This window comes from Rhodococcus sp. NPDC056516, from assembly GCF_042794655.1.
Taxonomy (GTDB): Bacteria; Actinomycetota; Actinomycetes; order Mycobacteriales; family Mycobacteriaceae; genus Rhodococcus_F.
Genome location: NZ_JBHTTG010000006.1, coordinates 147,256 through 160,460 on the forward strand (window position 1 = coordinate 147,256; position 13,205 = coordinate 160,460).

10 protein-coding genes are annotated in these 13,205 nt (G+C 65.4%); 5 read left to right on the forward strand and 5 right to left on the reverse strand.

The window, feature by feature from the left end; all coding sequences use genetic code 11:
• Positions 1-21: 21 nt before the first annotated feature.
• Positions 22-1,089, reverse strand: a complete 1,068-nt coding sequence (locus ACFQ6Y_RS19335; protein WP_378449194.1) for a potassium channel family protein — start codon at positions 1,087-1,089, stop codon at positions 22-24.
• Positions 1,090-1,245: 156 nt separating this feature from the next.
• Between ACFQ6Y_RS19335 and ACFQ6Y_RS19340 the strand changes: the two genes are divergently transcribed.
• Complete coding sequence (locus tag ACFQ6Y_RS19340; protein ID WP_378636008.1) at positions 1,246-1,647, forward strand: hypothetical protein; 402 nt, start codon at positions 1,246-1,248, stop codon at positions 1,645-1,647.
• On the opposite strand, the gene ACFQ6Y_RS19345 is transcribed toward ACFQ6Y_RS19340, so the two are convergent.
• On the reverse strand, positions 1,644-5,036 hold the full coding sequence (locus ACFQ6Y_RS19345) for an ATP-dependent helicase (protein ID WP_378636013.1): 3,393 nt from the start codon (positions 5,034-5,036) through the stop codon (positions 1,644-1,646). The genes ACFQ6Y_RS19340 and ACFQ6Y_RS19345 overlap by 4 nt on opposite strands.
• Positions 5,037-8,384, reverse strand: a complete 3,348-nt coding sequence (locus ACFQ6Y_RS19350) for an ATP-dependent helicase (RefSeq protein WP_378636016.1) — start codon at positions 8,382-8,384, stop codon at positions 5,037-5,039.
• A gap of 52 nt (positions 8,385-8,436) precedes the next feature.
• Here ACFQ6Y_RS19350 and ACFQ6Y_RS19355 point away from each other — a divergent pair, with 52 nt between their 5' ends.
• Genes ACFQ6Y_RS19355 through ACFQ6Y_RS19365 form a run of 3 tightly spaced genes read left to right on the forward strand, consistent with a single transcriptional unit; the run spans position 8,437 to position 11,340 of the window.
• Positions 8,437-9,225, forward strand: coding sequence for an alpha/beta fold hydrolase (locus ACFQ6Y_RS19355; RefSeq protein WP_378636763.1), 789 nt, complete (start codon positions 8,437-8,439; stop codon positions 9,223-9,225).
• A 10-nt stretch (positions 9,226-9,235) separates the two neighbouring features.
• Entirely contained in the window at positions 9,236-9,532 is a 297-nt protein-coding gene (locus tag ACFQ6Y_RS19360) for an MGMT family protein (protein WP_003942322.1), read from the forward strand.
• A gap of 50 nt (positions 9,533-9,582) precedes the next feature.
• Positions 9,583-11,340 (forward strand): NTP transferase domain-containing protein, encoded by a 1,758-nt coding sequence (locus ACFQ6Y_RS19365; RefSeq protein ID WP_378636020.1) that lies wholly within the window; start codon positions 9,583-9,585, stop codon positions 11,338-11,340.
• Positions 11,341-11,359: 19 nt separating this feature from the next.
• Here the strand turns inward: ACFQ6Y_RS19365 and ACFQ6Y_RS19370 are convergent, their stop codons facing one another.
• Complete coding sequence (locus tag ACFQ6Y_RS19370) at positions 11,360-11,758, reverse strand: hypothetical protein (RefSeq protein ID WP_378636024.1); 399 nt, start codon at positions 11,756-11,758, stop codon at positions 11,360-11,362.
• Positions 11,755-12,333, reverse strand: a complete 579-nt coding sequence (locus ACFQ6Y_RS19375; RefSeq protein ID WP_378636029.1) for a hypothetical protein — start codon at positions 12,331-12,333, stop codon at positions 11,755-11,757. The genes ACFQ6Y_RS19370 and ACFQ6Y_RS19375 overlap by 4 nt, the downstream gene beginning before the upstream one ends.
• Before the next feature lie 77 nt (positions 12,334-12,410).
• On the opposite strand from ACFQ6Y_RS19375, the gene ACFQ6Y_RS19380 reads away from it, so the two are divergent.
• Positions 12,411-13,178 carry a hypothetical protein gene (locus ACFQ6Y_RS19380; protein WP_378449202.1) on the forward strand — a complete coding sequence of 256 codons (768 nt, stop codon included), beginning with the start codon at positions 12,411-12,413 and terminating at the stop codon, positions 13,176-13,178.
• Positions 13,179-13,205 lie beyond the last annotated feature (27 nt).

Genomic DNA, 13,205 nt, shown 5'->3' on the forward strand with positions numbered 1-13,205 from the left:
GCGCACGAAGCTCGGTAGCACTCAGTTCGTGACGCGGCGGATGTACAGCAGGCGATCGTTCTCCTCGACGGCGTCCACCTCGGGCGAACCGACGCGGACCAGACGACCGTCGCGAACGACGCCGAGCACGATGTCGGAGAGATGACGCGGAGAGCCACCGACCTCGTCACGCTCGACAGCACGCTCGGCGATCGCGAATCCGGCTTCTGGAGTCAGCAGGTCTTCGATCATCTCCACGACGGTCGGCGTCGTGGTCGCGATGCCGAGGAGTCGGCCGGCCGTCTCCGACGAGACGACCACCGAGTCTGCGCCGGACTGACGCAGGAGATGCGCATTGTCGGCTTCACGGATGGCTGCGGCGATCTTGGCCTTCGGCGCAATTTCCCGAGCTGTCAGCGTCACGAGCACTGCGGTGTCGTCGCGGTTGGTTGCCACGATGATCGACGACGCATTCTGCGCGCCCGCCAACCGGAGTACATCCGATTTCGTAGCCGAACCGAATACCGTCACCAACCCCTTGCTGGCAGCGGAATCCAGCACGGCCTGATCGGTGTCGACGACCACGATCTCCGACGCCGGCACACCGTCCCCGAGCATGGCTTCGATTGCCGTGCGTCCCTTGGTTCCGTATCCGACGACGACGGTGTGATTACGCACGTGCTGCCTCCAACGCTGAATTTTGAACGCCTGACGCGAACTCTCGGTCAGAGCTGAAAGTGTGGTGCCGACCAACACGATCAAGAAGAAGATTCGAAGTGGCGTGATCAACAGGACGTTGACCAGGCGCGCGGACGGCGTGAACGGGGTGATGTCGCCGTAGCCGGTGGTCGAGAGCGAAACCGTCGCATAGTAGATGCAGTCGAGCAGGGAAAGTTCGTTGTCCTGAGCGTCACGGTAGCCCGCACGATCGATGTACACGATCAGCACGGCGGCGCCGAGAGCACCCAATGCGATGAGAACTCGCTTGTAGATCGCCCGAGCTGGACTGGTCTGCAGCTGGGGAATTCGCAGCACCCCGACAAGGGCGAAGTCAGGCTGATCGGTCAATGCTTCCGACCTGGTCAAACGCGCCCGGAGCTTACCGGCCATACATCGACTCTCTCACTCGAACTTACGAAATACCTACACGGACATCGGCAGGCAGCGTAACCCTCGAAGATCGACTTCGGAACTCGGGCGCCGAATAGCGGACCGGTAGTGGTGCCGTTACTGGCAAGAAGGTCCACCGTGAGGCAGGCTGGGCAAATGCCTTTCACCAGTTCGACGTCCACTCCCAGCCAAGCAGCCGCTCTTCGTTTGTCGGCCATCCTTGTCGGCGCCGGGACCATGCATTTTGTTGCGCCCTCCTTCTTCGACAGCACCGTTCCCCGCCAGCTTCCCGGTCAGGCGCGCACCTACACGCAGGTGTCGGGCGTCGCGGAATTGGCGATCGGCGCGGCCTTGGCCGTGCCGAAGACTCGCAAGCTCGGTGCGGGCCTTGCCGCCGCGCTCTTTGTTGCCGTCTTCCCCGCCAACATTCAGATGGCGATCGACTGGTGCCGAAGCCCGAAGACGTCCACACCGCAGAAGATCGGTTCGATCGCACGTCTCCCCCTGCAGGTTCCGCTGGTGACCGAAGCGCTCAAGGCTCGTCGAAACGCCGGCTAGTCCTGCGCGCCTGCCGTTCGGATGAGGTGCGCGAGAGCCTCACCGTCCGGCAGGTTCTCGGGGGCGATGGTGCGACCCGATCGCACGTAGTGAAACGCCGCGCGCACCTTGTCTGCCGGGAACTGTTCGTTGCGCCCCGCCGAACGAGCTCTGGCCGACATCAATTCGGCCCAGGCCACTCGATAGGCGGCCAACTGCATGACAACCGCGGCCTCGTTGGCGGCCGAAGGTTCGGCACCGGTCTTCCAGTCGATCACCGTCCAACCGCCGTCCGGGTCGGCGAACACGGCATCGATCCGGCCCCGCAGTACCGTGCCCGCGATAGAAGTCTCGAAGGGAACCTCCACTTCGATCGGGCTGCGATTGGCCCACGGGGACCGCAGGAATGCATCTTGAAGTTTCACCAGATCGGTCTCGGGGCCCGCGCCGGTATCCGCGGCGCCGGGTAGTTCGTCGAGATCCAACAGCCGGGTCGCACCGAACCTTCGCTCGATCCAGGCGTGAAAAGCCGTCCCTCGCCGAGCGAGCGGATTCGGTGGGTACGGCAGTGGTCTACGCAGACGTGCCGCGAGTTCGTCCGGATCGGCTTTGAGGTCGACGAGCTGAGTCACCGAAAGCTGTGCGGGGAGAATCACTTCGGCACGCGCGTTTGCCCGGGCTTCGCGCTCGGCCAAGAGAACGTCGACATCCGATGCCCAGTTTTCCGGATCGTCCTCCGGTTCTTCCGTCTCTTCGCTGTCTTTCGGCAGCGAAGCGAGAGCGGACAGGACGCTCGCGGCTCCCGCCTCGACGGCCCCGCGGCGCGCACCCAGCGGATCGGGTGGCCACTGCGCCGTGCGGGGCGTGGAGGCCAACGGGTTCTCGGTATCGGGTTCCGGTGCCGGCGCCCATTCCTCCACAACGCCGATCGCACCGCGTGAACCGTCTTCACCGGCGTCGTTTTCGGCAGTAACCATCTGATGCAGCTCGTCCAGGAACTCCGAAGGCCCCTTCGGTTCCGAACCGGATTCCGCCCAATGATGAGCCGAGATGAACAGTGCCCGTTCGGTTCTGGTCAACGCGACGTAGAACAATCGACGGTCCTCGTCCAGTCGACGGTTGGACAGTGCCTTCTTGTGAGCCGTTATCGCGTTCTCGAGGTCCTTGCGGTTGTACAACTCCTCGAGGTCGAGCACTGGCACGCCGTCCGCCGAATCCGCGTCGACCGCCCGGTCACCGCGCAACGACGGTGGCAGTTCGGCGAGCGCACCGAGCCAGGACCCGGACGCGGTGAACGAGGGGAACACGCCGTCGCTGACATGCGGGATCGCGACCACTTCCCATTCCAGACCCTTCGCCGAGTGCACGGTCAAGATCTGCACACGATCCGGCGCCACCTCCACCTCGCCCGGGGTGAGGCCCTTCTCGATCTGTTCGGCAGCCGCGAAGAATGCGAGCATCCCGGTCAGATTGGCCGTCGGACGCGTCGCGTAATTGGCGACGACGTCGGCAAACGCGTCGAGATGCTCACGGCCTGCGGTGCCGACGACACCGACTCGGGTCCGCGCTCCCGCCTCGATTCCGATACCGAGCACCCGCTCGACCTCCGCCACCAATTCGGTGAGCGGTTGGCCGATGCGTTCGCGCAACGACGCCAACTCTGCTGCTATCGCGTTGATGCGTGTGTACCCGAGGGCTGAATAGCGTTCCGCCGGACCCGGATCGGAGATCGAGTCGACCAAACCTGCTTGCTCGGCGTTCTCCCCCGGCAATGCATCGTGGACCGCCGAGGTGAGCGCCTCGGCGTCGGTGACCGCACCTGCCGTTCCGTATCCCGCGGAGATGGCGAGCTCGCGGGAGCGTTGCGAGAGTGCGGCGAGGTCCTTCGCCCCGATTTGCCATCTCGCTCCCGTGAGTAGCCGAACCGCTGCGCTGCCCGCCAGTGGATCGGCGACCACTCGGAGCATGGCGATCACGTCCGCCACCTCAGGTGTGTGCAGAAGCCCACCGAGGCCGACCACTTCGACCGGCAGACCTTTGGACCGCAGAGCTTCGGCCAGCGGGGCAGCGTCCGCGTTTCGGCGGATCAACACTGCTGCCGTGGGCGTCGGGCGGTCTTCGGCACGTGCCGCCTCGTATTCTTCGGCGATCTTCTCCGCCACCCACTGACGTTCCTGTTCGACGTCACCGAGCAACGCCAGTCGAACATCTCCGGCGACGGCTCCTGGCCGCGCACGAAGAGTGCTGACGGCCACGCCGCGTCGACGCAACGGCGCCGAAGACAGGTTGGCCAGCTCGAGAGCCTCCGGAGGGTTGCGCCAACTGGTGAGCAGTTCGAGTGTCGGAGCCGGCTTTCCGTTGGCGAGCGGGAAATCGGTTGCGAACCGAGGCAGGTTGGCCGCCGACGCGCCGCGCCAACCGTAGATCGACTGCATCGGATCGCCGACGGCCGTCAACGCCAACCGGCCGTCTGCTCCCCCACCGAACAACGACGACAACAACACTCGCTGAGCGTGGCCGGTGTCCTGGTACTCGTCGAGAAGAACCACCCGAAAGCGCTCACGCTCGGTCTGCCCGACCTCGGGGTGCTCGGAAGCGACCCGCGCCGACAGCGACATCTGACTTCCGAAGTCCAGTGCACCTTCGCGCCGCAACGTCTCGCCAAGCCGGGCGACGAGGGGCAGTAGCTCGATGCGTTTGTGTTGCACATCAAGGTAATTCAGTAATTCCTTGCTCGGTCCGCCCCGCTGTTTCGGACCGGCAGGCAGAGTGTGAATCAGCTTGTCCAACTCGGTGTGAGCCTCGAGCAGCTGCTCGGGATCGACCAGATGCTCCGCCAATTGACCGGCAAGGGCCAGAACGGTTTCGGTGATCGACCCCGGATTTTTGTCGGTGTCCAGATCACTGTCCCAGCCGCTCACGACGCGGTGCGCAACCTGCCACAGTTCGGTCTCGGACAGCAACGTCGCCGTGGGTTCGATGGGCAACAGCAGTCCGTGTTCGGACAGCAACCGTCCCGCGTAAGCGTGGTAGGTACTGACTTCGGGTTCCCCGGCCAGAATCCGGGAACGCACTCCGCCGGTCGGATCGAGTGCCCGCAGCACGTCCGAACCCGCCAGTCGCGCCAAGCGCTTGCGGATTCGCGACGTGAGCTGTTGCGCTGCTTTACGCGTGAAGGTCAATCCGAGAACGGCCTCGGGATCGACGAAGCCGTTGGCCACCAGCCACACGACGCGAGCAGCCATCGTCTCGGTCTTACCGGCACCGGCACCGGCGACCACCAATGTCGGACCGAGCGGTGCGGCGATCACTGCCGCCTGTTCCGGCGTCGGCGGGTGCTGACCGAGCGCGACCGCGAGGTCGACAGGGTCGATCTTCGGTCGGCGTGCCTTCTGCGTCGCGGCAGCCACTTAGTAACTCACCTGTCGTCCCTCGTCGTGTGCCGGGCAACTCGAACGCACCGGGCAATGTCTACATCCGTCGTTGACCCTGGCCAGGTACTCGGGTCCTTGGGTCGCTGCCGCGGCGTTGTGAATGACGTCCCGCCACATCTCGACTGCTTCGGCAGTCAACGGCGGCTGAACTCGCTGCGCCGCACCGTCTTTCTTGTTGGACTTGGCCACGAATACCAGGCGTGCGCCGCCGGGTTGTGTCGCCGGTTCGCCTGCTATCGCACCCTCGGCCGCTGCGACCTGGTACGCCGCCAACTGCGCGTGAGATTGGGCGGCCTCGTTGCTGACGGGATTTCGCGCAGTCTTGACGTCGACGACGACCGGGCGGCCTTCGGTGTCACGTTCGAGCCGGTCGATCCGGCCGCGAAGCTTGACTGCAGGCGCTCCTTCTTCGCGCGGTTCGAGGACCCCCTCGACCGCGACCTCGACGCCGACTTCGGTCAGTTCACCGCGAGTTGCGTTCATCCAGGCGGTGAAGGTCGCCAGCATCTCACGCGTTCGATTGAGTTCGCGGCGCGAGTACCACTGCGATCCCAGATCGATCGACTCCCAGGCAGTTTCGAGTGCCTTCTCGACCTGGTCCGGTGGAATCCGGCCGGCCAGCGCCTGCACCAAGGTATGGACCAGGGTGCCGGCGATCGCGTGAGTGTTGTCTCCGTCGCTGCCCCCATGACGCTCGAACACCCATCGGAGAGGGCATGTTTCGAGAAGCTCGATGGTGGACGGCGAGAGTGATACCGGTCCGTCCTCGGGTTGCCACATGGGAGCAGCGGTGCTCGGCTCGGCTGTGCCGTACCACTGATCCGGATGAGCGCCTCGTACTCCGGCAGCAGCCAGACGCGCCAACTGGTGTGCGGCACGGGAGTGCTTCTCGGGGTCGAAATGCGCGATGTCGGGATCACACACCACGCTGCGAAGCTGTGCGACCAGTGCCGGCAGCGACAGAACCCGGGTATCTCCGGTCTCCGGTGCAACGACGTCGAGATCGGAAGTCGGGTCGTCCGAGTACGCGTCACCACGGATCAATTCGTCCACGAATCGCGAAGGCACCAGATCGGTGTCTCCCGAAGCCGATTCGACTGCGGTGATCAGCAGACGGCGACGAGCACGGCTGCAGGCGACCAGGAACAACCTGCGTTCTTCGGCCAGCAGGGGCGCGGTTCGCGAGAGTCGTTCAGCAGCCGAGTCACTGCCGTCGGAGACTCCGTTGACCAGGTCGATCAGTGCTTCGGTGCGCAGCAGCGATCCGCGTGCCCGCAAACTCGGCCAGAGCCCCTCCTGCACACCCGCCACCGCCACGACGGCCCATTCGCGACCCGCCGCGGCGTGAGCGCTGACCACGGTGACGGCGTCCGGAGCGATAACCGATCGGCTCCGCGAGTCGGTCGGTATCTCCTGGCTGGTCAAGTAGTCGACGAAACCGGCGAGTTGCGAACGCGGCAGTCGGTCGACGTAGTTGGCAGCCGCGTCGAAGAGTGCGACGACGGCGTCCAGGTCGCGATCGGCTTGTGAGCCGATAGGACCCCCGCGCGCCGACGCAGCCGCCCAGCGCCGTTCCAGTCCCGTCGCCTGCCAGGCCGCCCAGAGAACTTCCTCGACCCCGAGACCACGCTCGAGAGGTACCCGGGCCTTGCGAAGGACCGACAGCACTCGATTCAGGGCGGCAGCCTCGACGTCCGTCAGTTTGCCCATGAGCCGCTTGGACTGCGCGCGATCCTCGTCGATCAGGATCAGCCGCAACAACTCCGAGGAGTCCCGATCACTTCCCGACGCCAACTCGACGCGGCGCAGACCACGGCGCAACCGGCGCAGGGTGACCGGTTCGGCGCCGCCGATGGGGCCGGCCATCAGGGCCAGAGCGTCGTCCCCGGTGAACTGATCGCCGCCGAGCGCCCGAAGGACCAGCAACAGGCCGGACACGCCGTGTTGTCTGGCGAGCGGCAATTCGGTGGCAGCAGTGGTGACGGGCACCCCCGCTGCGAGCAGGGCCCGCCGGAGAGGGGCAAGGGTGCGCGGGACCGACCGCACGACGACTGCCATGTCGGACCACGCAATCCCGTCCAGCAGATGCGCCCGGCGCAAGGTATCTGCGACAACTGCCGCTTCTTTGGCCGTCGTGCCGAGAACCCGCACCGACGCCCGCCCGGGGTCCTCATCGGTGAGATCGGACGGAACCGCGATGCGGTGGGCGAGGTTGCCGGGCAGCCGCGCAGCGATCTTGGCCGAGATCGACGCGACGTCGGCATTGTTTCGAAACGTGGTGGGCAGGACGATCTGGCGCTCGTCTCCGCGCTCGGCGAGTCCGAGCAGGAACGCCGAGTCCGCACCGCGGAACCCGAAGACCGACTGATCAGGATCGCCGGCGATGACAGTGCCTGCGGTTCCGGTTCCGATCAGTCGAACCAGTTGCGCCGCCTGGGGATCCAGGTGCTGCGCGTCGTCGACCAGGAGGTGCCGGATGCGGGCGCGCTCGGAGCGGAGCAGCTCGGGGTCGGTGGCAAACGCGGTCAGCGCGGCGCCGATCAACTCAGCTGCGTCCAGTGCCGGCGCTGTGGCCTCCGGAGCCTCGACGCCGACGCTTCCGCGCAGCAGCACACCCTGCTCGTAAGCCTCGGCGAACCGGCCGGCCGCCACCCACTCTGGTCGGCCGCGCTTCTTACCGAGCTTGACCAGATCTTCGGGACCGAGTCCGCGTTCGTTGGCACGCAGCATCAGGTCTCTGAGTTCGACGGCAAAGCCGTTCAAGCCCAGCGCGGGTCGCAGGCGCTCCGGCCACCGGAGTGCACCGTCTTCGATGTCGCCGCGCAACATCTCGCGCAGCACCGAATCCTGCTCGGCACCGGTGATCAGGCGTGGCGGCGCGTTGCCGTGTGCTGCGGCTTGAAGCCGAAGAACGGCGAAGGCGTAGGAGTGAACGGTGCGGACCAACGGCTCACGAGTTGCCTGCGGTCCGCGTTCTTGTTCGTACCCGAGCAATCCGGCTGTGATCTGCTCACGGACCTGCGTCGCTGCCCGGCGTGACTGGGTGAGCACGAGGACCGATTCAGGATCTTCGCCACCGGAGATCTTCTGCACTGCCAGATCCACGAGAAGGGACGTCTTGCCGGTTCCTGGGCTGCCGAGCACCTGCCAGGGATTCCAGGCGGCCGCCGAGCCGAACGCGAGCTGGAACGGATCTTCTGACGGCGGAGCGAACAGCCGCGCCGTCCCTTCGTCCCACGTTCGGGGTATCGGAGACGGCGCAGTTCGGTGCACCAACCGCGCCCGGGGAATGGTGACCTTGCTGCGTGTTGCCGTCTCACTCACCCAGGCATTCCACCAGAGCGCACCGACAACTCATGCATCGCCCACATCCGGCATGATTGCTCGTGTGTCTGCACTCCATACGTATCTCTACGGACCCGTCGGGGCGCCGGAGATCCTTTCGCTGCACGGCCTGACCGGTCACGGCCGGCGTTGGCAGTCGATGGCCGAGAACCAACTGCCCGAAGCGCGCTGGATCTCGCCCGATCTGCGCGGTCACGGGCGCTCCACCTGGGCTCCCCCGTGGAACATCGAATCCCACGTGGCCAGCCTGCTGGAGACGCTCGACGAACATGCCACCGGACCGGTGGTGATCCTCGCGCATTCGTTCGGCGGAACGCTGGCGCTGCACCTCGCGGCCACCGCACCGGAACGCGTTCGTGGGCTCGTCCTGCTCGACCCGGCGATCGGTTTGGATCCGACTTTCATGCAGGAAGTGGCCGAACTCACAATCGGCTCACCGGATTACACCGATGCGGCAGAGGCTTACTCCGAGAAGATTCACGGCTCGTGGGGTGAGGTTCCCGCCCCGGATCTCGACATCGAGATGGCCGAGCACCTGATCCAACTGGGCAACGGGCGCGTCAATTGGCGCCTGTCCACCCCTGCGATCGTGACCGGGTGGGGTGAACTCGCTCGCCCGATCGTGCTGCCACCGTCATCGATGCCGACCGTGCTGGTTCAAGCAATGAAGGTTCAGCCTCCCTATGTCACCGACGAGTTCCGCTCAGCGCTCACCGAACGCCTCGGTGAAAATCTGACCAGCGTCGAATTCGATTGTGACCACATGGTCCCGCACGTGCGGGCCGACGAGGTGGCGACCCTCGTCCGGACAGTGCTCTGACGAGGCCCCGATGGCAGCCACAACGGAAGAGCAGATCGAAGAGGTAAGGCGACTCATCGCCTCGATTCCCGCCGGCTTCGTGGCGACGTACGGCGACATCGCCGACGCCGCAGGACTTTCCAGTGCTCGCACGGTCGGCTGGATCATGCGGACCGACTCTGCCGATCTGCCGTGGCATCGGGTTCTCGGTGCCTCCGGCAAACCGTCGGCGCACCTGGCCCATCGTCAGATCGCCAAGCTCGAACTCGAAGGCGTGCCGATCAAGGACGGTCGGATCGACCTGAAGAAAGCTCGGTATCACTTCTGATTCACGTGTCACCGGTCGTCGTGACCCGGGCGATGGGGCAGCATGGAGGTATGACCATCACGCCGCCGACCGCCGCCGTCATTCTGGCGGGTGGTCGCGGGACCCGAATGGGTGGTGTCGACAAACCTGGCCTGCTCGTTCACGGCCGCAGGCTCCTCGATATCGCGCTTTCAGCGACGGCGCATCTGGACGCCGTCGTCGTTGTCGGTCCGCATCGACCCGAACTGGATGCGCGCATCACCCAGACGCAGGAATCTCCGATCGGCGCCGGACCCGTTGCGGCGATCTGGGCGGGGTTGTCCGCGACCGGGTTGTCATCCGGGTTGACTGAAGACGCTCTGGTGGTCGTGCTGGCATCCGATCTACCGCACATCGAGGCCGAATCGGTCGACGCGTTGATCGCTGCGACGTCGACGGACAATCCGGTGACGTGCGCGGTGGACGAGACCAACCGAACCCAATTCCTGTTCTCCGCCTGGACTGTTCGTGAACTCCGACAGCGCCTCGCCACTTTGCGTGAAAGCTCAGGGCTCGAGAACCAACCGATGAAAGCAATTGTCACCGAACCGTTCTCGACCCTGCGTGTGGCTGGTACCACCGACTGCGACACACCGGCGGACATCGATCGCGCGCGAAGGCATCCGCGCCTGACGATCGATCAAGCCCGCATCGCCGTCACGAACGCCTTGACACCGCTGTCCCCGCACCGGGCCGACCTCGCCGACAGTCTGGGAGCGACCCTCGCGCAGCCTCTCGTCGCCCTGGGTGATCTTCCTCGATCCGATGTCTCGGCGATGGACGGGTACGCCGTCTCCGGCGAGGGTCCGTGGCGGGTGCGTACCGAGATTCGCATCGCGGGCGCTGACGGGCAACTCGAACTCGGCGAAGGCGAAGCGATCCGCATTGCCACGGGAGCGCACCTGCCCACCGGTGCCACCTCGGTGGTCCGGGACGAGTACCTGTCCCTCGACGAGCCAACTCGGATACTGCGACGACTGCCGGATGCGCCGTACCGCAACGACGCTCGCCCGCGAGGGGAAGACTGGACCACCGGATTCACGATTGCCCCGACTGGCACCGCGGTGACCCCGTCGGTAATCTCGGCGGCTGCCAGCGGCGAAGTCTTCGCCGCCCTCGTCCGTGGTCCGGTCCGGGCACGCCTGATAGTCACCGGCGACGAGATCCGGCAGAGAGGCCCACTGCGTGAAGGTCAGACCCGCGACTCCGTCGGTGGAATTCTTCCCTATCTGCTCGAACGCAACGGCGTACGGTGCGAGTCGAATTCGCACCTGCGCGACACGGCGGACAGTTTCGAGCGTGTGCTCGCGGATGCGACCGAACAGGACCTGATTGTTGTCATCGGTGCGACGGGTGGCGGCGCGGCCGACGAAATGCGCAGTGCACTCGATCGACTCGGCGCTCGCACGATCGTCGGCCGGGTTGCCTCGCGCCCGGGCGGATCTCAGATATCGGCGGTCCTGCCCAGCGGTCGGGTGGTTCTCGGCCTCCCCGGCAACCCCTACGCCGCGGTGACCACCCTGTTGACGATGCTGCCTACCGTCGTGGCCGCCCTGACCGGGCGCGAGACGCCGCCGCCGCTGCTCGGCATCATCGAGAACGCTGCTGCGGTGAGTTCCGATGCGGTACGCCTACTTCCGGTCACACAATCCCCCGACGGTGGCTGGCGAGCCGATCCGTCCGTGCGTACCGCGCACCTTGCAGGGTTGATCGGACGCTCGGCGTTTGCCCTCGTGCCGGCACACGCACAGAACGGCGCCGTTGCCGAATTGATCGTCCTCCCAGACTGATCGGGGCAACACCCCGCAGTCAGAACTCCTGGTAGGACGACGCCGCCGGGGCATCGCTGACCCCGAGACTGTTCCGGCGCCTACGCCGGCCGGCGCCCGCCAGCACGATCACGGCGACACCCACCGCGAGTACCAGCGAATACACGCCCCACAGCACCACGAACGGAAGCAGCCAACCGGCATCGACGGTCTGACCGCGCGGCCCGACGCAATACAGGGTGAAATTGGTGGACGTACCGTCGCCGTCGGTAAAGGTATCCGAGACGACCATCGCGCTCGATGTCGGATCTTCACAGAAGATCGGCGCCAAGTGAGCCACCTGCCCGGGCCAGATCACCGAAGACAACAGTGCGGCAAAGATTCCCACGACCACGATCACCACCACCGAGATGACCAGCGGAACGATACGGCGGCTCACAGCGGCTGCACCAGAAAGGGAGTTCCGTCCGGGTCGAAGACCACCAGCACCTGAGAGCGTGGGGATTCCACCATCACGGAGGCGTGTATCGCCTCGGTGCGACCGACCGAGATCCCGGTGACTTCACCCTCGTCGATGCCGCTGCTCGCCAGCGCGTCGTCGACCAACTTCTCGACGTTCGCCAATGCCGGCACTTGATCCAACGTGAACGATCGTGCATCAAGATTTTCGGTGACGCTCACTTGCACGGGGCTCGGCTCGCCGAGAATGACGCCGTCGAAAGAGAACCGGTCGAGCTGCGACGGCTTCCCCGGGTCTCGAACGGTGACGCCGAGCGTCTCGATCGGACTGATGTCGACGCTGGTCACCGCCACCGCGTCGACGCCGTATCGCTCTGCGAGGCTGTCGAACCCGTTCCGCACCAGATCCGACGTCATCCCACCGCCACGTTCACGCATCCGATCTTCGAAATCCATCCGGTCGACGGCACCGATGCATCCGCTCAGACTCGAGGCCGTCAGGGCGAGGGCCGCAATCCACAGCACCGGCCGCACCCGCGAGGACGCCAATTTCATGAGCGGAGCGTACCGCGAGTGTCCGATTCGATCAGGTCGACCGGGTTTCTGTCGGCGACTCGTGGGATCATCGCGCCATGAATCGTGTCGACGAAGGATTCGAACCGCCGGACGCATTGGTCGAGTGGTGCCGCTCCCGCACCTTTCCACTGCACGTCCTCGACGACGAAGCGACCGTCGACCTGGACTGGTGGAACGCACACCTCGAGGATGCCGGCCACACGATCAGCCTGCGCGGGCGCGATCTGGACGGCAAGGTGATCACCGAAGGCCGAGCCATCGTTCAACGCAACGACCTTCGCCCGTCGAGCGATCTCGTCGTCGCCCAGCACGACGGTCTCGGACTGCTGTTCCTCTGCGCAGCCTGGCAGGGCTCGCACGAGAGCAGACGGTTCACGCGGCGATTCCCCAACGTCTTCAACCCGCATCACCGCGAGGACGAGGACCCGCTGACCCAGATCACAGCCATTCTCGATCACTGTTCGAAACACAAGTCCATGCCCGTCGTTCGGCGTGACACCTGGTCGGGTTGGCCACTCACCCCCGGCGTCGGGGTATCGCTCATAGCCGCATTCATGTGGGCGGTGGGCGTACAGGACGAAGGCCGACGCGCTCAGATGATCGACCAGTACGGCGTCTCGACGCTCATCCACGAGGGCTGGCTCGAGGATCCTTCCGTCACCGGATTCACGACGCGCCGCTACCGCCGGTACTGCGAACTGCTCGACAGTTGGGCCTATGCCGCCGGCACCCAACCCGAGATCGTCGAGATGTGGTTGGTGAAGCGGTGGAGTGCGCGACTCGCCCAAGCGCGCAACGACGTCAGCGCCCCCACCCTCTTCTAACTCTCAGAACGGCTGTATCTCAGAAAG